The sequence below is a fragment of the Streptomyces marianii genome, from assembly GCF_005795905.1.
Taxonomy (GTDB): domain Bacteria; phylum Actinomycetota; class Actinomycetes; order Streptomycetales; family Streptomycetaceae; genus Streptomyces; species Streptomyces marianii.
On record NZ_VAWE01000001.1, the window covers coordinates 4,670,336 to 4,689,137 of the forward strand.

Consider the following 18,802-nt stretch of genomic DNA (forward strand, 5'->3'; position numbering starts at 1 on the left):
GGCCGGCGCGTGCGTACGATCGCGTGCGGGGTGGGGACCCGCTACAGCGGCTCCAGGTGGAGTGTGAACCACGTCGTCTTGCCGTCGTCCGTCGAGCGGACGCCCCAGCTGCCCGCCAGCGTCTCGACGAGGATCAGGCCCCGCCCCGACTCGTCGTCGGCGGCAGCCAGCCGGGGCTGGGGCGGATGGTGGCTGTGGTCGCTCACCTCCACGGTGAGCTCGGTGCTGTTGCGCCGCATCAGCAGGCGCACCGGCCCCTCTCCGTGCTGGATCGCGTTGGTGACCACCTCGGACACCAGCAGCTGTGCGTCGTCGGAGACCTGGGCGCAGCCCCAGTCGACCAGGGACTTGGCGAGGAACGCCCGGGCCTGCGACACCGACGACGGGGCCGCCGGGAGTTCCGTCGCCGCCGTGGCGAGCGGAGCCGCCGGCAACTGGGCCAGGAGCAGCGTCACGTCGTCGTGGTGGTGCTCGGTGGCGGGCAGCACCGACGCCAGCACCCGGTCCACCACCGTCTCCAGGTCGGGCGCCGAGGCGAACGCCAGCTCGAGCGCGTCGATGAGCGCGTCGAGCTGCTCCTCGATGTCTCCCGCCGGTGTCTCTATCAGACCGTCGGTGAAGAGGATCAGACTCGACCCGGGAGCGACCGCCACCGTCGACTGCTGGTGCAGATGGTCCCCCACGCCCAGGGGCACGCTGACCGGCGCGTCCAGGGACCGTACGCCCCCGCCCGGCTCCGCGACGAGAGCCGGCAGATGCCCGGCCGAGCAGACGGTCACCTCACCCGCGTCCGGCGCCACGATCAGGTAGCAGCAGGTCACCAGCTGGTCGGGCCCGTCGAGCTCGGCGACGATCGCGTCGAGCGAGTGCATCAACTGCCGCGGCTGCATGCCCGTCTTGGCGAGGGCGTGGGCCGCGGACCGCAGTTGCCCCATGATGGCGGCCGCCTCCAGGCCGCGCCCCATGACGTCACCGATGAGGATGCCGACCCGTCCGGCACCGAGTGGCACGAGGTCGAACCAGTCGCCGCCGACGCCCGCGCCCTGGGTGGCGGGCAGATAGCGGCTCGCGGTGTCCAGGCCGCGCACAGCCGGTGGCGTGCCCATCAGACTGCGCTGCAGGGTCAGCGCGACGTGCCGCTGCTGCTCGTACAGGGCCTGGAACCGTTCTTCGGCGGCTTTTCGTTCGCTGACGTCGCGTACGGCGGCGGAGACGAGGAGTCCGTCGGTGGTTTCGAGGGGGCTGAGGCTGATTTCGACGGGGAATTCGGTGCCGTCCTTGCGGAGGCCGTGGAGTTCGAGTCCGGCGCCCATGGGGCGGACCTGGCGGTTGTGGGTGTATCCGTTGCGGTGTGCGGCGTGGTGGTTGCGGAAGCGGTTGGGGACGAGGATTTCGACGGGGCGGCCGAGGAGTTCGTCGCGTCGGTAGCCGAAGAGGGCTTCGGTCTGGGCGTTGACGAGGCGGATGGTTCCGCCGTCGTCGACGATGACCATGGCGTCCGGTGCCGCCTCCAGCAGCCCCCGGAACCGCTCTTCGGCGGCTTTTCGTTCGCTGACGTCGCGTACGGCGGCGGAGACGAGGAGTCCGTCGGTGGTTTCGAGGGGGCTGAGGCTGATTTCGACGGGGAATTCGGTGCCGTCCTTGCGGAGGCCGTGGAGTTCGAGTCCGGCGCCCATGGGGCGGACCTGGCGGTTGTGGGTGTATCCGTTGCGGTGTGCGGCGTGGTGGTTGCGGAAGCGGTTGGGGACGAGGATTTCGACGGGGCGGCCGAGGAGTTCGTCGCGTCGGTAGCCGAAGAGGGCTTCGGTCTGGGCGTTGACGAGGCGGATGGTTCCGCCGTCGTCGACGATGACCATGGCGTCCGGTGCCGCCTCCAGCAGCCCCCGGAACCGCTCCTCGGCGGAACCCGCCCGAGCCCCCGGGCGCGAGATCGTCCGGCAATGACAGCCTCCGGCGGCACCGGTGTCTAGATCGGACTCCGATGCGACCGCCGTGGTGATGCCTTCCATACTTGCCTCCCGGACGGATTCTGCCCATAGCCGTGACCGCGGCAGCGGTATCCGGACATCTCACCGCAACGCCTTACGGCATACCCGGAAAGTCCGATTCTGACCGGTGATGGCGATTGCGGAGCGGGAAATGGAATCGCACGCTCAGTGGCGGGGTGGGCCCTCCGGGAGCACACCACAGGGCCGCCCCCGACCGCGTCCGCCTCCCGTCCGGACGGGCGGTTCGCCGGGTCCGGGACGCCCGCCCGGTGGCGGCGGGCCGGTGGCGGCGGGAAGCTGAAGAGGTGCGGACGGATGTGCACGCCCATCTGTGGAGCGAGGACTACCTCCGCCTCCTCGAGTCCTACGGCCGGGACGACACCGGTACGCAGAGGGGCCTGGGGGCGGGGGACAGCCCGGCGGAACTCGACGCGCGATTCGCGATGAACGACGCCGCGGGCATCGATCACCAGATCCTCTCGGTCTCCCCGCAGACGCCGTACTTCCCGGACGAGACCGAGGCCGTCACGGCGGCCCGCCTGGCCAACGACCACTACGCGGAAGTCGTGCGCGCCCGCCCGGACCGCTTCTCCGCCTTCGCCGCGCTGCCGCTCCCGCACCTGGACGCCTCGCTGGAGGAACTGGCGCGCGCACTCGACCAGTTGGGGATGGCGGGCGCCGGGCTGACGACGTCGGTACTCGGCCGGAGCCTCGGCGACCCCGTCTTCCGGCCGCTCTTCGAGGAGTTGGACCACCGGGGCTCGGTGTTGAGCCTGCACCCGGCCGGTCGCGACGCGGGCTCACCGCTCATCGCACGGAACCGGATGCGGTGGATGGTGGGCGCGCCGACGGAGGACGCGATCTGCGCGATGCATCTGATCCTCGAAGGCGTCCCGATCCGCTTCCCGGGGCTGCGGATCGTCCACGCGCACCTCGGCGGAGCCCTGCCGCTGCTGCTGCCGCGCGCCGACGACCACGTCCCATGGGAGGCGCCCGACGTCATCGAGCTGCCGACGTCCGCCGCCCGCCGGATGTCCTACGACACCGTCGCCCACGGCCACGCGGCCGCCCTGCGCGCGGCGGCCGACTCGTACGGCGCGGACCGGCTGATGCTGGGCACGGACTTCCCCTACCAGACCGGGGACAAGCTGCGCAGGGCCGTCACCTTCGTCGAGGAGACGCTCGTCCCCGAGGAGGCGGAGCACGTCCTGGAGGCCGGAGCCGGCCTGCTGCCGGCCGAGAGCCCGGCCCGGCTCGGCGGCGGGGCCGGCCGCCACGTCAGCCGGCGTAGTCCTTGAGTTTCTCGGTGTCGAGGGTGATGTCGACGGGGGAGGGGAGAGCGACCGTCTCACCGTACTTGTACGACCGGCACAATCGCCGGAGCAGCCACATGACGATCTCGACGTGGTCGCCGTCCGGTACCGGCCTCACCTTCAGCTTTCCGTTGATGTACTCGTGATGTACTCGAACGTGACCGTCTAGGGAGCCCGGCGGGCGAGCTCCTCGAACTCCTCGACGGACATGTCCGGGGTGTCGGCGGGGCTGGGGGTCATGGTGTCGCCTCCTCCTCTCCATCGTGCCTCGGTTCCGGCACGGACGAGCAGCACCGTCATCTGCGATTCCTTTCGTTCGGCCGGGCAGCGGCACGGGCCTCGGCGGCGTGGGCGCGTACCGAGGAAGGGGACAGCACGGAGGTGCGGGCAGGCGGCACGGGCTCACCGCGACACGCGGCGCAGTCACCGTCCCGCAGGGCCTCGGCGCGCGCCGGTGCGCCGCACTTGCCGCATTCGAGGACCCGGAGGACAGGGGGAGCGGGGCGCCGCTCGGGAGGGAGCTTCGCGGTCAGGCGCCTCCGGGCGAGCGCGGCAGGATGATGCACCGGAACGGGGAGACCGGCCGTGAGCGCGTGCCTCAGCTGCGCCTCGTCGGCGCCGCGCGCGAACCACTCCTCCACCAGCGGTGCGAGCTGCGCGCATTCGACGGCGGACAGCGACATCGCCGGTGCCTCCCTGCCGAGCGCCGCGAGCAGGATCACCGCCCGGGAACGCGTCGGCCGCCGGAGACCCTCCTCGGGTACGTCGCCGCGCCGGTACGCCGCCCACCATGTGTCGTCCCGCGGTGCACGCGACCACCACGTCCGGGTGATCCATCGCGGGCTCCCGGTTCCGGCCATGTGCTCGCGTCCGCGCCGTAGATGACCCGCGGCCTGGATGCGGTTGAGGGCGGTCCGCAGCGCGCACTGGCCGTACGGAAGCACCTTGGCCAGCGTCTTCACCGAGATGTCGGCTCCGTCCGCGAGCCGGTCGATGTACGCGGCGACGGCGGCCTCGCGCGGTGGCAGGTGCGTGAAGTCCGCGGCCGTGCGGGGAGGTTGGCCCGATGCGATGCGCTTTCCGTAGCCGGGGCGGGCCATCGGGTGCGGAGCGGCGTGCGCGGGCAGGGAGGGGGCACTAAGCTGGCTGTCAGCCATCCGGATCGACCTTACCGATCTTGTTGGTCAAGCCCCCGCTGGTGTTGGCGCACCTGACGGGGGCTGTTCGTTTTCCGGACACGCTAGAGGGTCGTGACCCTCCGTGGCAAATGGATCGCGTACAGTCAACTCGCGGGGAGGGTGGGCGGGTTGGGGCCCTTCACCATTCCTTGTTCAGAGCGCTCGGAGCCCGAGGCTCAAGCCCCGGGCCCCGTCGTGGAGTTGCTCAGCGGTCTGCCTTGACCCCGTCCACGAACGCGGACCAGACGGCGGTCCGGAACACGAGCTTCGGGCCGTCGGGGTCCTTGGAGTCGCGCACGGGGACGATGCCGGGCCGGTCGTCGGCGACTTCGAGGCAGTCGCCGCCGCTGGAGCCGCTGTAGGTGGACTTGCGCCAGGTGGCCACTTCGAGGCAGTTGCCGCCATCGCCGCCGCTGTAGCTGGACTTGCGCCAGACAGCGGCACTCAGGTCGTACTCAGGGCTGCTGATCTTCATGGGAGTAATCCTCCGCCACCGATGCGACCAGGGCCAGGGATTCGTGGGGGGACAGAGCGCTGGCCGCGAGCAGATGGTAGGCCAGCTCGTATCGGGCCACCCTTGCTGGATCGTCCTGTAACTGACCCGTGCCCAAGGCTTGCAGATAGGCGACCGGCGGAGCGTCAGGGAAGGACATCAGCTTCAGTGCCCCCTCGTCTGTCATGTGGGCGCCCGCGTCAAACGGCATCACCTGCACGATGACGCGGCGGTTGCGCGCGAGGGCAGCCACATGGCGGAGTGCCTCCGACATCACTGAAGCGCCTCCCACTTTGCGACGGAGCACGGCTTCGTCCAACACCGTCCACACCATGGGGCTTGTTGGATCGTCGAGGAGCCGTGAGCGTTCCAGTCTCGCTGCCACCAGCTCGTTGATGGCATCGTCTGTCGCTGTGGGGCGGCCGCCCCGGAACACCGCCCGTGCGTACGCCTCCGTCTGCAGCAGCCCCGGGACCAGCAGCGGCGCGTACTCGCGGATCGTCGTCGCGACCGCTTCCGCCTCGGCCGCCTCGGCGAAGTGGTCCGGGTACCTGGACTTGTTGGCGGCGAGGCAGTTCCGCTCGAAGAAGCCGTTCGTGCCGAGTATCTCGTCGATCCTGCGCGCGACATCCGGCTGCATCCGCCGCGTGCCCGCCTCCAGTTGGCCGATGAACGATGCGCTGACGAAGAGCGGTTCGCCGAGCTCCCGCTGGCTGAGGCCGGCGTTCTCGCGGGCGTGGCGCAGTTCGGCGCCGAGCAGAGCCCTGGGAGAGGTGGACGGGGCCAGATCCTTCGGTCCAGGCAAGGTCAACTCCGTGTGACACAGGTCGGGTTGTTGGGCCTTCGACACTGGTCAGGCTAGCCCTCCATGACCACGCTGTGTAGGGAACGTACAGACCGAGAGTGGAGGTGCCTGGTGGTCCCACCATGTCCGAAGGAACGGTTGCGTGCTGCCGAGGAGGTCGTGGCGCAACTGCGGGGCGAGCTCGGTTCGATGGGGGTCACCCTGCCGTCGCTGAGCGTGGACCTCGTGTCGCTCACGAGCGAGTCGGGGGCGTACCCCCTGGTCGACCTGGGGCGCTGCAACCTGGACACCGCACTCCGGCTCGCCGCGGTGCTCCACGGGGCCCGCGGGTGAAGGCGGTCGGGGAGGGCGACTACGTGATCGACTCGCGGGACGGGCGCATCGGGCGCGTGATGGGGCGCGAGGGGCCGTACGTGCAACTACGGCCGCCGGGAGGCGGGCGGGAGTGGGACTGCCCTCCCGACGCGCTGCGGAACGTGCCGCCCGCCGTACTGCTGCGGGCACGGGTCAGGGAGCGCAACCGGCAGGGGAGGCTGCCCGGGTAGGGCCGCGATAGGGTTGGTGACCCCAGTACCAGGACGTCGGGAGGTGAGACCCATTACCGCTGCTGCAGGTCCGGGTGCTCGCCTCCGCGTCGCCGAAGGTGTGTGAGGGAGCCCCGTTTCGGAACTTCCGAGAGGCTCCCCTTGTCGTTCTCCTTCGATCCTTCCTCTTCCCCTTCTCCTTTTCCTCCCCCTGCTTCTCTTCCCGCCGTCGTCGGCCGACTGCGCGCCGCGGGCTGTGTCTTCGCCGAGGACGAGGCGGAGCTGCTGCTCTCCGCCGCCCGGACGCGCGCCGAGCTCGTCGCCATGGTGGAGCGGCGGGCCTGCGGCCATCCGCTGGAACACGTCCTCGGCTGGGCGGAGTTCTGCGGTCTGCGGATCGCCGTGGAGCCGGGGGTGTTCGTGCCCCGGCGCCGTACCGAGTTCCTCGTCCGCCGGGCGGCGGCCGCCCGGCCGGACGCCGGGGTGGTCGTCGACCTGTGCTGCGGTTCGGGTGCCGTCGGGGCGGCGCTGGCGGCCTCACTGCCCGGCCCCGGGGTGGAGCTGTACGCCTCCGACATCGAGCCGGGCGCGGTCCGGTGCGCCCGGCGCAATGTCCCGGAGGGCGTACGGGTGCTTGAGGGCGATCTGTTCGAGCCGCTGCCCGGCGGGCTGCGGGGACGCGTCGACATCCTGGCCGCGAACGTCCCGTACGTACCGACCGAGGAGGTCGGGCTGCTGCCCGCCGAGGCCCGGGTGCACGAGCCGCTGGTCGCGCTCGACGGCGGCACGGACGGGCTCGACGTGCTGCGGCGCGTGACGGCGGAGGCGGGGGACTGGCTGGCGCCGGGCGGGATCCTGCTGTTCGAGACGAGCGAGCGGCAGGCGGCGGACGCGCTGGCGGCGGTCGCGGGCAGTGGTCTGGTGCCGCGGGTGGCCACGTGCGACGAGCTGTACGCCACCGTCGTCGTCGGAACGAGACCGGCCGGCTGACGGGACGCCGTCCTCGGGGAGGGGGGCGGCGCTCGCGGTGGCGGACGCGGGGGTCTTCGGTGGACCGGCGTGTTCGTGGTCGCCGACGGCCGCGGTACGCAACCGACAGGTCCGTCCGAGCGCCCAAGGCCGCAGCGCGTCATTCTGAGGCGACCAAGTCGCGGGCGGCGCCTTGTGCCGCCGATCGCCGAAGCATGAACGAGGAGGTCCCTGCTGTCGGCAGCGGGGACCTTCGCTCTGTGGGCGTGTGTTCTGCCCGTGGAACGCCCCGGAAATCCGATCGGCAACGGCTAGCAGATGAGCTCTTCGGTCTTGTCCCTGTACTCCTGCATTTCGCCCGCCTCATAGCCCGCTTCCTTGAGGCTGTGCATCAGTGACGCCGGGTCGCCGCACAGGCGGAGAATTCCCGTTCCCTTTCCCGGGCCACCCTCGGTGGGTGCTGCGCGCGCACGTCGCGTGACGGCGGCTCGCGAGGAGCGGCGAGCGCCGGCGCCGCGTCAGAGGCGGAGGGCCTCGCGGAGGTGACCGTGGGCGCGCTTGAGGAGGTCCGCGGCCGTGGGGGCGTCGACGTCGGCGAGGAGCATCAGGATCGCCGTCTTCACCTCGCCGTCCGCCGCGGTCAGGGCCGTCTCGACGGTCTCGTCCGGAGCGTCGGTGGCCAGCGACACGATCCGGCGGGACCGGGCGCGGAGCTTCTCGTTCGAGGCGCGGACGTCGACCATCAGGTTCCCGTACGTCTTGCCCAGGCGGATCATCGTGATGGTCGAGATCATGTTGAGGACCAGTTTCTGCGCCGTTCCCGCCTTCAACCGGGTTGATCCGGTGAGGAGTTCGGGTCCGACGACCACCTCGATGCCGTGCTCCGCGGCCGCGGCCAGAGCACTGTCCGCGTTGCAGGAGAGGCCGATGGTGAGGGCGCCGGCCGTACGGGCGTGCTCGACGGCGCCGATCGCGTACGGCGTACGGCCGGAGGCGGAGATGCCGACCACGGTGTCGAGAGCCGTCAGGCCGAGACCGTCCAGGTCGGCGGCTGCCAGCTCCCTGGAGTCCTCCGCGCCCTCGACCGCCGCGACCATCGCCGGTGGGCCGCCCGCGATCAGACCGACGACTTCGTCCGGGCCGGTGTTGAACGTCGGCGGGCACTCGCTCGCGTCCAGGACGCCGAGCCTGCCCGCCGTGCCCGCGCCCGCGTAGACCAGCCGGCCCCCGCGGGCCATCCGGTCGGCGGTCGCGTCGATGGCGGCGGCGATGGCGGTCAGCTGTGTGGCGACGGCGTCGGGGACGGTCCGGTCCTCGCCGTTCATGATGCGGGCGATCTCGGTGGTCGGGAGCCGGTCGATGCCGGCGAGCTCGGGGCGGAAGGCCTCGGTCGTCAGGCTCTCCAACTGCGTGCGCACGTCGGCCGGTCCGGGGGTGGAGGTCATGGGAGGCGGCTCTCTCGGGTGGTTCAGCGGGTGCGGGAGCTGTGGCGGTGCGCAAGGGCCTCGTACGAGGCGGCGAGGGCGGGCGCGGCCGCGTCGTAGGTGAGCTGCATGACGCCGATGAACAGGCAGTCGACGACGAGGAGCTGGCCCGTCCGGGAGGACATGGCGGCCGGACGCAGATCGGTCTCGCGCGCCGTCGAGGTCGTCAGCACATGGTCGGCGTACTGGGAGACCGGCCCGTCCGGACGGCCGGTGATCGCGACCGTCGTCGCCCCGTGGTCGAACGCGACGCGGAGCGGTTCGACGATGTCGCCGGTCGAGCCGGAGTGGCTGATCGCCACGGCGGCGTCGCCGGAGCGGAGCTGAACGGCGTTGGTGACGGCGAGATGGGGATCGCTGTGCGCATGTGCGACCAGTCCGATGCGCAGGAGCTTCTGGGCGAGGTCCTGGGCGACCAGGCCGGACGCCCCCACGCCGTAGATGTCGATGCGGCGCGCGGTGGCGAGGGCCGTGACGGCGGCGTCCAGCTGGACGGTGTCCAGGCCCGCGGCGGTGTCGGCGAGGGTCTGCTGCTCGTCGTACGCGAGCTTTGCGACGACGTCGGCTATCGGGTCGTCGACCGCGATGTCCGCGGTGACCGCCGGGGCGCGGCCGGACTGCTGCTGGGCGGCGAGACCGGCGAGCGCCAGCCGCAGATCGCGGTAGCCGGGGTAGCCGAGGAGCCGGGAGGTACGGACGACGGTGGCCTCGCTGGTGCCGGTGAGCTCGGCGAGACCCGTGACCGTGAGGGCCGCGCAGCCGGCGGGGTCCGAGGCGACGGCTTCGGCGACCCGCTGCATCGAGCGGGTCATCGACGGGGCGAGCGTGCGGACTTTCGCGGCGAGCGCGGCGGGAGCGGGTGGGGCGCCACCGGTGCCGGTGCCGGTGCCGTTCGGGCCGGTGGCTGGGCTTCTCGTGCCGCCACGGCCGGAGCTGCTCGCGGCGCCGCCGCCCGGCCCGGGGTCGCTCGCACCGGAGTCACCTGCGGCGGACGTGGTCGGCCCCGAGCCGCCGTGGGTGCGGGACGTGCCCGGTCCGCTCGGAGCGGACCCGCCGGGGCGTCTGCCGGCTCCCGCAGCGCCGAAAGAATCCTTCAGGTCCTTGGTCACCCTTGAAAGATATTTTCGCCCACTGTGAACGGTCAACCCCCCTTTGTCCTGCGGATGGGCGCTCGTGCGGACGGGCACTCGTGCGGGCGGGCACCCCTGCGGATGGGCACCCCTGCGGACGGGCACCCCTGCGGACGGGCACTCGTGCGGGCGGGCACCCCTGCGGATGGGCACCCGTGCGGATGGGCACCCGTGCGGGCGGGACTCAGGGGGACCGGCGCCCCGCGGACGGTGCGGGCAGGTGTGGATGGTGCGGGCCGCGCTGAGGGCCCACACCCGGAAGGGTGACAATGAGCGTATGGACGTCAACCCACTCGAGCAGGCGCTGCACGCCGCCCGCGCCCTCGTCCTCGCGGATCTCACCGCCCGTGACGTGGCGCACGCAGAGGTCGTCTCCCTCGTCGAGGAGGCGGTCAGGGAGCGCCGTTGGTGGGTCGAGCAGTGGCCGGAGGGCGCGGAGTACGTGGCCGGGCTGATCGCCCAGGACGTGCAGGACGCCCTGCTGGAACGGTACGGGCGGTGGCCGCTGTGCCCGGTCTGCACCACCGGCGAGCCGCACGCGCTGGACGTGGAGCCCGAGTTGGGCCCCGACCCGCACTGGGTGTGCGGAAAGGCTGGTGTCGTCGTCGCGCCGGTCGGCGGACTGTCGTGACCGTCTACATCGACCCGCCGACGTGGCCGGGGCACGGGATGCTGTGGTCCCACCTGGTCAGCGACGTGTCGTTCGAGGAGCTGCACACCTTCGCCAGGTCGATCGGCTGCCCCACACGCGCCTTCGAACGCGACCACTACGACGTGCCCGTGCACCGCTACGAGGACGCCGTGCGCGCCGGCGCGGTCGAGATCGGATCGAAGGAACTGGTCAGGCGGCTCACGGAGGCGGGACTGCGGCGGCGGAAGCGCGGCGGCGGGCGGTAGGCCGGCAGGGGCCCTCCGGGGGATCCGAACGGAAGTCAGCGGTGGCGGAGCAATCTTGGTTCCGGTTCGGTGACGTGCTCCTCTTGGCTGTTCAGCGGGCTCTGCGGTCCTCGGCGTGCCTGTTGAGTGCCGGCTCCCCGACCCTCGGCGAGGTTCACGGTCACGATCTGATCCGCGTGTTCCTGGGATGGCAAGCCGACCGGACCGGGCGACGCGTTCGCCTACTACGGGTGGGCGTTGTCGCTGAGCCAGGCCAGGACCTGGTCGGCGTGCTTGTCCGGCGGGAAGACCGGGTAGAAAGCGTGCTCGATCACGTTGTCCTTGATGATCAGCGTAAGTCGCTTGTACAACGTCAGCCCGCCGGCGGTGAACGTGGGAAGGTCCAGTGCCTGGGCCAGGCTCCGCGCGGGGTCGGACAGCATCCGGAACGGCAAGTGGAGCCGCCCGGTGACCTCACGCTGGTATTCGCTGTCCTGGCTGGAGAGGCCGTACACCTGGGCCGCGCCGGCCGCGAGCAGGTCCTGGTGGTGGTCGCGGAAGCCGCACGTCTCGGAGGTGCAACCACGTGCGCCGGGGATGGAGTCCCAGCCTTCGGGCAGATCGGTGCCGGGGCGGCCCGTCAGCGGGTAGATGTAGAGCACCGTGCGACCCGGGCCCAGCGCGTCAAGGCGGACCGTCGCGCCGTCGGTGGCGTGGAGCTCCAGATGCGGCATTCTCGCACCGGACAAGTGGGCGGCAGCGCCGTCGTCCTCGGGAACGGGCAGGTCGGCAGGCAGGCTCGTGTAGTCGGTCATCGGTTCCTCTCCTTCGGCAGCCGGTGAGAGGCGGCTGTTGCGACACCATTCCGATCATGGTCGATCTCAGCGCCAACCACGGTTCGGCTCGGCTGCACTTGATCGACGGTCTGCCGCTGCTGCGGCCGGACGAGCAGGTCTTCGAAGCGATGAGCGCTCGTTCTCCTCTACGCGCAACCCGTCACCCGCATCGTCCGCCTCACTGTCGACGACGTCATCGACGATGGGGCCGCCGTCACCGTCCGGCTGGAAGCTCCTCCGTCCCCGCTTCCGGAGCCCGTCGCCGGCCTCATGCGGACCTGTATCCAGTCCTGCCGGCACCTGCCCTACGCCAGTAGCAGAAGCTCACAGTGGCTCTTCCCCGGCCGCCGGCCCGGACAGCCGATGAATCCGGTCAGCCTCCAAGCCCACCTGCGGGAGATCGGCGTCCCACCGCAGCGTGGCGGGACCTCCGCGATCCGCCAACTCGTCCTCCAAGCCCCGGCCCCCGTCATCGCGAAGGCCCTCGCTACCACGACAAGACCGTCACCCGCCCGGTCACCGAGGCCGGCGGAACCTGGAGCCGGTACGCCCCCGGCGATCGCACACGCTGACACCGGGTTCGGCTTCACCGAGGATACGTGCCGGCCGACCCCACCGCCCTTCATTCCGCGGCCGGACCTGCTTTTCGGAAGGTCCTCCAGTACTGGCGTCGCTTCTCGTCCCGCACCACGACGCCGAGACGGGCCAGTTCCCCACGGAGTTCCCAAACGTCCTCGTGGGAGGGCCCCTTCTTCTCCAGCGACTCCTGGCGGGCCTTGAGGAGGGCGTTCGCGCCCTCCGGGAGGCCGGGAGCCCCCGGGACCCAGCGGCGGAATTCACCCTGGTGCGGATCGACGTCCGCCCACGCATAGCCGTGCTCGGTGAAGGCGTCCGCAACGCGGCCGGTGTCCAGGTCGCACTCCTGTCGAGTGAGTTCGCCACCGTCGTGGCCGAGCAGGACGAGTTGCTTGCCGTCCCGGAACACCGTGGCGATGACATCGCGCGGGAACTCCCGTTCCCGTCCCTTGCTTGTGAGCACAACGCACTCACCCGACAGGCGAATCACCAACTGCTCGTGCTGGGCGACAAGTCCGAGGACCAGCCCTGCCACCGCGCCCGCGGCGGGCAGCGTCGGGGCGGGGGCGGAGGCAACCAACTCGGCCGGTCCCTGCAGCGGTGCCCAGGGCAGTGTCACCAGCCAGTCGGCCAGGAAGTCGACGAGCCAGCCGACACCCACCCCCACCAGCACGAGAACGGCGTAAACGCACACGGTGCTCAAAGCCGTCTGTCGGAGCACGGTGAGTCGACTCACCTGCGGCTCCCGCCCCGTTTCCTTGGTCATGTCCATGTCCCCCCTCGCCTCCGGTGCTGCGTAATAATAGACCGAGCACTCGGTCTATTATTACCCGTCCGAGACCGGAGTCGAGAGTTGACCGGAAAGAGGCCCCGATGAGGACAGTCGACCCGGCCAGGCACCAGGCGCGGCGCCGGCACATCATCAACGCCGCGGCCGAACTCTTCGCCGCCAAAGGGTTCGAACGCACCACCACGGCGGAGATCTGCAAGGCCGCCGGCATGAGCGCGGGCAACCTGTTCCACTACTTCCCCAACAAGCGCGCGATCTTCCACGCCGTCCTCGAGGACGACGAGCACGACGGCGCCACCAAGGCCGAGCGTTTCGCCGCCGCCCGCACCGCCGACGACCCGTGGACCGCCCTCCTCGAGACCGTGGACCTTCTCGCCGCCCCCGCCGCGGAGCCGCTGGTCCCCGCCCTCGTCATGGAGGCGATGATCCAGGCCTACCGCGACCCCGAGCTCGAAGCACTGCTCAGCCGCGACAACGACGAGGAACGGTCCACCATCACCGCCCTGCTGCACAATGCGGCCGTGGCAGGCCAGATCGACCCCGCCCTGGACCCGGACGACACCGCGGCATGGGTCATGGCCCTCATCGCCGCCCTCTACACCAGCGCCGCCACCGACCCCACCTTCAGCCCGGCCGACCAGCTCCCCACCCTGCGCCTGATCCTCCACCGCTTCCTACGGCCCAACACCCACCAGAAGCCGGAGCGGTGAACGGGCACCCATAGGACCCAATACGGCGACAGGCACACAGGGTGATCTTCCGGCCGTGTCAGCGGCGAATACGCGACAGGGGGCGTGCCGTGCTGTGTGCGGTCAGCCGACGCAGCCGGACACGGCATTGGCGGGGCCGCAGTTGTTGGGGTCGTTGTCCTTCACACGGGTCCGGTTGAGGGTGACGTCGCCCGCGGTTTCGTAGATGCCGCCACCGTTCGAAGCCTGGTTCTTCGTGACGGTGCTGTCGGTCAGGACGGTGTTGCCGGCGCTGTTGAGAACGCCGCCGCCCGGCGCGGCCGCGCCGGTGGTCTCGTTGCCGGTGATGTCGCTCGACTCGACGGTGGCTTCGCCGTTGTTCCAGAGACCGCCGCCCCCGGTGGTGGCGGTGTTGTCCTTGATCACACTGTGGCCGATCCACGCGTTGCCGGTGTTGTGGATCCCGCCGCTCGCCGCGGTGTTCTTGTTGATGCTGCTGCGACCGACGACCAGGGTGCCGGCGTTCCGGATGCCCCCGCCGTTTCCACTCGCCCTGTTGCCGGTGACGCTGGTGAACCGGATGTGCGCCGTCCCGTTGTTGTAGATACCGCCGCCGTCACCTTCGGCTTCGTTCTTGCCCACGGTGCTGTGGGCGGTGGTCACATAGCCGCTCTCGGAGGCCACGCCGCCTCCGTCGTCCGCCGCCCTGTTTCCGCTGACGGCGCTGGAGTCGATGGACACCACGCCGCCGGTCGTGTGGATGCCGCCTCCGTCGCCTCCGGCGCCCACCACGTTGTCCGCGGCGTTCTTCTCCACCTTGCTGTCGCGGAGGATCACCCGCCCACCGACGTTCGCCACCGCCCCGCCATTGCCTTCGGCCCGGTTGCGAGTGAGCGTGACGGACTTGAGGAGCAGGGTCCGGCCGTCCCCGACGAGGACGGCACCGCCGTCACCGTTGACGTGGCCGTTGCGGACGGTCAGGTCGTCGAGCGTGAGAAAGCCGGCTGGGGCCGCGACCTCGACGATGCGGAACAGTGGTGTACCGGGTGCGCTCGAACGTTCGATGCTCGTGCCCTTGCCTCCGTGCAGGGTGATGGGCCGGGTGATGTCCGGGAGGGCCGAAGTGAGGACGTACGGGCAGTCGCGAGCCAGTTCGATCGTGCCGCCGCCCTTCCCGTTGGTGTCAGTGATCGCGTTCGTCAGGGCGTCGGCGTTGCAGGCGATGCGGTTGTTCTCGTGGCCGGGGTTGGCGGAGGCGGCCTGGACCGGGGTCATCGGTACGACGGCCAGGGCCAGGGCGACGGCGCCGCCCGCACTCGCGACGAATCTCATTGGGCGCTCCAGGAGAAGACTGACGGGGCTTTACCTCCCCCTGAGCGACCCTCGCCCCGGCGCCGTGCGCCGGCAACCGAGGTGCCCGCCATCCGGCGCAACCCGGAGCAACACGGCGCACCCCGGAGCGGCGCGTCGGGCGGGAGCGGACGGACCGTCCCCTTGCGTCAGGCCGTGCCGCAGCGCGTCGCGCCGGCGTCGCGGCTCGCCGCGGACGAGACGACCACGCGGCGCCTCCCGGGCGCCGCGTCCGCCCCGCGGCGCTCGAACCGCAGGGCCACGGCGACGAGCCCGAGGGCGACGGCGGTCATCGCCGCGCCCGCCCACGCCGTGGCGGCGAAGCCGAGGCCGGCGTCGATGACCGTGCCGCCGAGCCAGGGGCCGCTGGTGTTGCCCAGGTTGAACGCGGCGGTGGTGGTCGCGGCGGCCAGCGTGGGGGCCGCTCCCGCGACGTTGAACATCCGGGCGTTCAGGGCGGGGGCGGTGAAGAACGACGCGACGCCGATGAGGAACGACAGGCCCACCGCCGGCACCGGGGACTCGGCGGTCAGGGCGAGCACCGCCAGCAGTACCGTCGAGGCGGTGATGCCGCAGAGCATCACGCCGAAGAGGTGCGCGTCGGCGATGCGACCGCCGACCGTCGTGCCGAGCAGTGCGCCGATGCCGAAGAGACCGAGGACGGTCGGCACCCAGCCGTCGCCGAGTCCGGCGACATCGGTGAGCAGCGGCGCGAGATACGAGAACACGCAGAAGACCCCGCCCGCGGACAGCGCGGTGACCGCGACGGCGAGCCAGACCTGGCGGTCGCGGTAGATGGTGAGCTCGCGGCGCAGCCGCGGCTTCCCGTCGGGCACGGGGATGGGCGGGATCCTGGTCAGCACGCCGGCCAGGGCCACCGCGGACGCCGCGCCGACCGCCCAGAACGCCGAGCGCCAGCCGAGGTGCTCGCCCAGGAACGCGCCGGCCGGTACGCCCAGCACGTTGGCGATCGACAGCCCGCCGATCATCACGGCCATGGCGCGGGCGCGCGCGTCGACGGGCACCATCGCCATCGCCACGGCCGCGCCGACCGCCCAGAACCCGGCACATGCGAGGGCGCTGACCACCCGGGACACGAACAGGACCTCGTACGTGGGGGCCAGCGCACCCGCGACCTGGCCCAGCCCGAATACCGTGATCAGGGTGATGAGCGTGGCGCGGCGCGGCAGCCGCAGCGTCGCCACGGCGAGCAGCGGCGCGCCCACGACCATCCCGACGGCGAACGCGGAGATCAGCAGTCCCGCACGGGGGATCGAGACGCCCATGTCCTCGGCGATGGGCGGCAGCAGCCCGGACAGCATGAACTCGCTGGTGCCGAGTGCGAAGACCGAGAGGCCCAGGATGTAGACGGCCAGTGGCATACGGGGGCGCGAGTCGGCGGTTGCGGCGGGCATGACAGTGCGCAACAGCCGGATGACGCCCGTCATTCCCGGGTTCCGGAACCATCCGCGTGGTGAACGAGGCGCCGCAACTCCGCCGTCGCGTTGCGCCGTGCCGCCTCCTCCCACTCCCGCTGTCCGTACGGGGTGCGGAACAGTCTCGGCAGCCCGAGGAGATGGCGCAGGACGTCGGCCCGGCCCGCGCGGAAGGCGTCGTCAGGGACGAAGCCGTACTCCTCGCGCACGGCGGCGGCGTACCTCTCGTACGCGTCCGGCGGCGAGGCGAGGACCGCCAGGTCGGCGTCGCAGAGGACCTTGCCGTTGGCGTCGTCGTCCTGTGCCGTGTGGGTACGGGTGAGCAGCACCAGCCGGGACACCTCCTCGACGCCTGCCCGGCCGACGCCCAGTTCGGGCAGGGCGCGCTCGGCGAGGCGGGCACTGCGCTCCTCGTTGGTGGAGCGCTCCGGCAGGTACACCGCGTCGTGGAACCAGGCCGCGAGGCGTACGAGGTCGATGTCGTCCGCGTACTCGGCGAGCGTGTCGATGCGTTCCAGGACCGCGACCAGGTGGTCGGTGGTGTGGTAGCGCCGCTGCGGCTCGGCCCAGCGGCCGAGCAGGTCGTCGGCGTACCGGTCCGGTCCGGGCAGGGAGGCGTCCGTTGCGCGGTCGGCGACCGCGGCCACGGTGGCGGCCCAGCGTCGGCGGAGTTCGTCATGGGCGGGGTGCTGCGGAGGCGCGGGCATGGCCACATTGTCCAGCCGGCCGGTGACCGGCAGGTGCCGGGGCGCTCCTCGCGGGCGGCCACGCATCGTCCCGGGGCCTGCGGAGTCCTCCCCGACCTCCGGATCGGTCCTCATCGTTCTCGGCGTCTGCGGCTCCGCCCGGCATCGGTCGGTCCCGCCGTCCAGGGCCGGTCAGGGTGCTGGCATAACAGTCATATCAGGTGATAATGGATAGCGCCTGTGTCTCATCCCTCTGTGCGGAGGCGGACACCATGAACGCAGCGGTCACAGCGCAGAGCCTGCCGAAGACGGAGCTCGCGGCCCAGATCCTGGCCGCGATCGGCCCCCTGACCTTCGGGGTCATTCTCATCGTCCTCCTGGGTGGCGCCATGTGGTGGGACGGGCGGCGGCGGGCCCGGCTGCGCGTCCCGACTCCCGATGAGCAGCCCAAGCCGGCCGACCACCGCGAGCACATCGAGGAGGTCAGGGAAGGGGATGACGACGCCTTCCCCGACGACGGCAGCCGGCTCCTGCCCTACAACATGAAGACCCACACGTCGCACACCACGGGCAAGGGGCCCGAGGCCCGGCCGCAGCACGGCAGCCGCAGCGGCGGGGCTTTCGGGAGCGGCAGCCTGGGCGGCTGAGTCCCGGGTGCGCGCGAGTGGCGCGTCGCGGGGCCCGGTGGGTGAAGGGCGCGGTGGCCGAGAAGTGTGTTCGGGGTGGGGTGTGCGCCCGGGCTCCGGTGCGTGGTGCGAGAGCGCGGACTAGGCTGACTCCGTTATTGGACTAGACCTGTATGGCGTCTACTGGCGGAGGATGAGCCATGAGCAACCGAGCACTCCTGGAGGTGATCGCCCTCGACGCGCGGGACGCGGTCGCCGCGCAGGCCGGGGGAGCGGACCGCCTCGAGCTGGTCAGCGACATGGCGGCGGACGGGCTCACCCCGTCCCGGGAGACCTTCGGCCGCATCCGGGCGGCGGTGGACGTACCGCTGCGGGTGATGCTCCGGCTCGCGGTCGGTTTCGGTGCGGGCGACGCCGACGCGCTCGTCGGGGCGGCGCGGGGGCTGCGGGGGGAAGGCGCGGAGGAGTTCGTGCTCGGCTTCCTCGACGAGCACGGCGACCCCGACCTCGTCACCGTCGAACGGCTGGTCGCCGAGACCGAGGGCTGCCGGTGGACGTTCCACCGCGCGATCGACCGCGCCGCGGACCGCGACGCCCTGCGCAAGCAGCTCGCCGACCTGCCCGGACTCGACACGTATCTCACCGCGGGCAGCGCGGAGGGCGTCGACGCGGGGCTGCCGGTGCTGCTGGCGGAGGCCGCGAGGCGGGACGAGCCCGGTTACGAGCCGAGGATGATGATCGGCGGCGGTCTCCGCCTCGACCACCTCCCGGTTCTCCGTGCGGCCGGCCTGGACGCGTTCCACATCGGCGGCGCGGCTCGGCCCGCCGGCTGGCAGGCTCCGGTGGACGAGGCGACGGTACGCGAATGGCGCGAGGCGGTGGACGGCTAGTGCCGTACTTCGCAGGTCGCCGAAAAGGTTCGCCGCAGCGGCCTCCGGGCCTCCGATCTCGACCGATCCGGACCGGCACCGGCTCTCGCCGCTACGGTTCCGATCGACGAGTGATCGGCTATGACCGCTTGATATTCGCGATCGGGTGACCTGCGAAGTACGA

The 18,802-nt window shown here is 71.5% G+C and carries 22 protein-coding genes; 9 read left to right on the forward strand and 13 right to left on the reverse strand.

Annotation, left to right across the window (positions count from 1 at the left end):
- Window positions 1-41: 41 nt before the first annotated feature.
- Entirely contained in the window at window positions 42-1,856 is a 1,815-nt protein-coding gene (locus FEF34_RS21095; protein ID WP_234043122.1) for a PAS domain S-box protein, read from the reverse strand.
- 437 nt (window positions 1,857-2,293) lie between these two features.
- Between FEF34_RS21095 and FEF34_RS21100 the strand changes: the two genes are divergently transcribed.
- Window positions 2,294-3,286 (forward strand): amidohydrolase family protein, encoded by a 993-nt coding sequence (locus tag FEF34_RS21100; protein ID WP_138054547.1) that lies wholly within the window; start codon window positions 2,294-2,296, stop codon window positions 3,284-3,286.
- Here the strand turns inward: FEF34_RS21100 and FEF34_RS44295 are convergent.
- The 5 genes from FEF34_RS44295 to FEF34_RS21120 all read right to left on the reverse strand — a co-directional run bounded on the left by FEF34_RS44295 (window position 3,267) and on the right by FEF34_RS21120 (window position 5,777).
- Entirely contained in the window at window positions 3,267-3,419 is a 153-nt protein-coding gene (locus tag FEF34_RS44295; protein ID WP_407698292.1) for a hypothetical protein, read from the reverse strand. The genes FEF34_RS21100 and FEF34_RS44295 overlap by 20 nt on opposite strands.
- Before the next feature lie 47 nt (window positions 3,420-3,466).
- Window positions 3,467-3,601 (reverse strand): hypothetical protein, encoded by a 135-nt coding sequence (locus FEF34_RS44300; protein WP_407698293.1) that lies wholly within the window; start codon window positions 3,599-3,601, stop codon window positions 3,467-3,469.
- Complete coding sequence (locus FEF34_RS21110) at window positions 3,598-4,458, reverse strand: hypothetical protein (protein WP_234042488.1); 861 nt, start codon at window positions 4,456-4,458, stop codon at window positions 3,598-3,600. The genes FEF34_RS44300 and FEF34_RS21110 overlap by 4 nt, the downstream gene beginning before the upstream one ends.
- A 226-nt stretch (window positions 4,459-4,684) precedes the next feature.
- On the reverse strand, window positions 4,685-4,954 hold the full coding sequence (locus tag FEF34_RS21115; protein WP_138054548.1) for a DUF397 domain-containing protein: 270 nt from the start codon (window positions 4,952-4,954) through the stop codon (window positions 4,685-4,687).
- Window positions 4,935-5,777, reverse strand: coding sequence for a helix-turn-helix domain-containing protein (locus FEF34_RS21120; protein WP_138054549.1), 843 nt, complete (start codon window positions 5,775-5,777; stop codon window positions 4,935-4,937). The genes FEF34_RS21115 and FEF34_RS21120 overlap by 20 nt, the downstream gene beginning before the upstream one ends.
- A gap of 138 nt (window positions 5,778-5,915) precedes the next feature.
- Here FEF34_RS21120 and FEF34_RS21125 point away from each other — a divergent pair, with 138 nt between their 5' ends.
- From FEF34_RS21125 to FEF34_RS21135, 3 genes are all read left to right on the forward strand, one after another.
- Complete coding sequence (locus FEF34_RS21125) at window positions 5,916-6,110, forward strand: hypothetical protein (protein ID WP_325063641.1); 195 nt, start codon at window positions 5,916-5,918, stop codon at window positions 6,108-6,110.
- Window positions 6,107-6,322 carry a hypothetical protein gene (locus tag FEF34_RS21130; protein WP_138054550.1) on the forward strand — a complete coding sequence of 72 codons (216 nt, stop codon included), beginning with the start codon at window positions 6,107-6,109 and terminating at the stop codon, window positions 6,320-6,322. The genes FEF34_RS21125 and FEF34_RS21130 overlap by 4 nt, the downstream gene beginning before the upstream one ends.
- Window positions 6,323-6,463: 141 nt before the next feature.
- A complete protein-coding gene (locus FEF34_RS21135) occupies window positions 6,464-7,291 on the forward strand; it encodes a putative protein N(5)-glutamine methyltransferase (protein ID WP_234042489.1) in 828 nt (275 codons plus the stop codon).
- Window positions 7,292-7,788: 497 nt separating this feature from the next.
- Here the strand turns inward: FEF34_RS21135 and murQ are convergent, their stop codons facing one another.
- Together murQ and FEF34_RS21145 are read right to left on the reverse strand one after the other, a co-directional pair.
- The gene (gene murQ / locus FEF34_RS21140) at window positions 7,789-8,715 is read right to left on the reverse strand and encodes an N-acetylmuramic acid 6-phosphate etherase (protein ID WP_138054551.1); all 927 of its coding nucleotides are present in this window, start codon (window positions 8,713-8,715) and stop codon (window positions 7,789-7,791) included.
- Window positions 8,716-8,738: 23 nt separating this feature from the next.
- The gene (locus FEF34_RS21145; protein ID WP_138054552.1) at window positions 8,739-9,863 is read right to left on the reverse strand and encodes a MurR/RpiR family transcriptional regulator; all 1,125 of its coding nucleotides are present in this window, start codon (window positions 9,861-9,863) and stop codon (window positions 8,739-8,741) included.
- A gap of 298 nt (window positions 9,864-10,161) precedes the next feature.
- Here FEF34_RS21145 and FEF34_RS21150 point away from each other — a divergent pair, with 298 nt between their 5' ends.
- Window positions 10,162-10,515: a hypothetical protein gene (locus FEF34_RS21150; protein WP_138054553.1), complete on the forward strand. Its 354-nt coding sequence runs from the start codon at window positions 10,162-10,164 to the stop codon at window positions 10,513-10,515.
- Window positions 10,512-10,781 carry a DUF4031 domain-containing protein gene (locus tag FEF34_RS21155; RefSeq protein WP_138054554.1) on the forward strand — a complete coding sequence of 90 codons (270 nt, stop codon included), beginning with the start codon at window positions 10,512-10,514 and terminating at the stop codon, window positions 10,779-10,781. The genes FEF34_RS21150 and FEF34_RS21155 overlap by 4 nt, the downstream gene beginning before the upstream one ends.
- Before the next feature lie 224 nt (window positions 10,782-11,005).
- Here FEF34_RS21155 and FEF34_RS21160 read toward each other — a convergent pair whose 3' ends face one another.
- Both FEF34_RS21160 and FEF34_RS21165 read right to left on the reverse strand, forming a co-directional pair.
- Window positions 11,006-11,575, reverse strand: a complete 570-nt coding sequence (locus FEF34_RS21160) for a peroxiredoxin (protein ID WP_138054555.1) — start codon at window positions 11,573-11,575, stop codon at window positions 11,006-11,008.
- A 643-nt stretch (window positions 11,576-12,218) separates the two neighbouring features.
- Window positions 12,219-12,938 carry a YqeB family protein gene (locus FEF34_RS21165; RefSeq protein ID WP_234042490.1) on the reverse strand — a complete coding sequence of 240 codons (720 nt, stop codon included), beginning with the start codon at window positions 12,936-12,938 and terminating at the stop codon, window positions 12,219-12,221.
- 107 nt (window positions 12,939-13,045) lie between these two features.
- Between FEF34_RS21165 and FEF34_RS21170 the strand changes: the two genes are divergently transcribed.
- A complete protein-coding gene (locus FEF34_RS21170) occupies window positions 13,046-13,672 on the forward strand; it encodes a TetR/AcrR family transcriptional regulator (RefSeq protein WP_138054557.1) in 627 nt (208 codons plus the stop codon).
- Window positions 13,673-13,774: 102 nt separating this feature from the next.
- Here FEF34_RS21170 and FEF34_RS21175 read toward each other — a convergent pair whose 3' ends face one another.
- From FEF34_RS21175 to FEF34_RS21185, 3 genes are all read right to left on the reverse strand, one after another.
- The gene (locus tag FEF34_RS21175) at window positions 13,775-14,983 is read right to left on the reverse strand and encodes a right-handed parallel beta-helix repeat-containing protein (protein WP_138054558.1); all 1,209 of its coding nucleotides are present in this window, start codon (window positions 14,981-14,983) and stop codon (window positions 13,775-13,777) included.
- Between the two features lie 167 nt (window positions 14,984-15,150).
- On the reverse strand, window positions 15,151-16,383 hold the full coding sequence (locus tag FEF34_RS21180) for a Cmx/CmrA family chloramphenicol efflux MFS transporter (protein WP_138057626.1): 1,233 nt from the start codon (window positions 16,381-16,383) through the stop codon (window positions 15,151-15,153).
- A gap of 62 nt (window positions 16,384-16,445) precedes the next feature.
- Complete coding sequence (locus tag FEF34_RS21185; protein ID WP_138054559.1) at window positions 16,446-17,144, reverse strand: HD domain-containing protein; 699 nt, start codon at window positions 17,142-17,144, stop codon at window positions 16,446-16,448.
- A 251-nt stretch (window positions 17,145-17,395) separates the two neighbouring features.
- Here FEF34_RS21185 and FEF34_RS21190 point away from each other — a divergent pair, with 251 nt between their 5' ends.
- Together FEF34_RS21190 and FEF34_RS21195 are read left to right on the forward strand one after the other, a co-directional pair.
- Entirely contained in the window at window positions 17,396-17,770 is a 375-nt protein-coding gene (locus FEF34_RS21190; RefSeq protein ID WP_138054560.1) for a DUF6479 family protein, read from the forward strand.
- 179 nt (window positions 17,771-17,949) lie between these two features.
- Entirely contained in the window at window positions 17,950-18,639 is a 690-nt protein-coding gene (locus FEF34_RS21195) for a copper homeostasis protein CutC (protein ID WP_138054561.1), read from the forward strand.
- Window positions 18,640-18,802: the final 163 nt, after the last annotated feature.

What these genes read in the sequence shown, in the direction of transcription:
- FEF34_RS21165 (WP_234042490.1), bottom strand. Translation starts at nt 12,938, where the DNA reads ATGACCAAGGAAACGGGGCGGGAGCCGCAGGTGAGTCGACTCACCGTG.
- FEF34_RS21175 (WP_138054558.1), bottom strand. Translation starts at nt 14,983, where the DNA reads ATGAGATTCGTCGCGAGTGCGGGCGGCGCCGTCGCCCTGGCCCTGGCC.
- FEF34_RS21185 (WP_138054559.1), bottom strand. Translation starts at nt 17,144, where the DNA reads ATGCCCGCGCCTCCGCAGCACCCCGCCCATGACGAACTCCGCCGACGC.
- FEF34_RS21195 (WP_138054561.1), top strand. Translation starts at nt 17,950, where the DNA reads ATGAGCAACCGAGCACTCCTGGAGGTGATCGCCCTCGACGCGCGGGAC.
- murQ (WP_138054551.1), bottom strand. Translation starts at nt 8,715, where the DNA reads ATGACCTCCACCCCCGGACCGGCCGACGTGCGCACGCAGTTGGAGAGC.
- FEF34_RS21115 (WP_138054548.1), bottom strand. Translation starts at nt 4,954, where the DNA reads ATGAAGATCAGCAGCCCTGAGTACGACCTGAGTGCCGCTGTCTGGCGC.
- FEF34_RS21180 (WP_138057626.1), bottom strand. Translation starts at nt 16,383, where the DNA reads ATGCCACTGGCCGTCTACATCCTGGGCCTCTCGGTCTTCGCACTCGGC.
- FEF34_RS21190 (WP_138054560.1), top strand. Translation starts at nt 17,396, where the DNA reads ATGAACGCAGCGGTCACAGCGCAGAGCCTGCCGAAGACGGAGCTCGCG.
- FEF34_RS21150 (WP_138054553.1), top strand. Translation starts at nt 10,162, where the DNA reads ATGGACGTCAACCCACTCGAGCAGGCGCTGCACGCCGCCCGCGCCCTC.
- FEF34_RS21170 (WP_138054557.1), top strand. Translation starts at nt 13,046, where the DNA reads ATGAGGACAGTCGACCCGGCCAGGCACCAGGCGCGGCGCCGGCACATC.
- FEF34_RS44300 (WP_407698293.1), bottom strand. Translation starts at nt 3,601, where the DNA reads ATGACGGTGCTGCTCGTCCGTGCCGGAACCGAGGCACGATGGAGAGGA.
- FEF34_RS21110 (WP_234042488.1), bottom strand. Translation starts at nt 4,458, where the DNA reads ATGGCTGACAGCCAGCTTAGTGCCCCCTCCCTGCCCGCGCACGCCGCT.
- FEF34_RS21095 (WP_234043122.1), bottom strand. Translation starts at nt 1,856, where the DNA reads ATGGTCATCGTCGACGACGGCGGAACCATCCGCCTCGTCAACGCCCAG.
- FEF34_RS21160 (WP_138054555.1), bottom strand. Translation starts at nt 11,575, where the DNA reads ATGACCGACTACACGAGCCTGCCTGCCGACCTGCCCGTTCCCGAGGAC.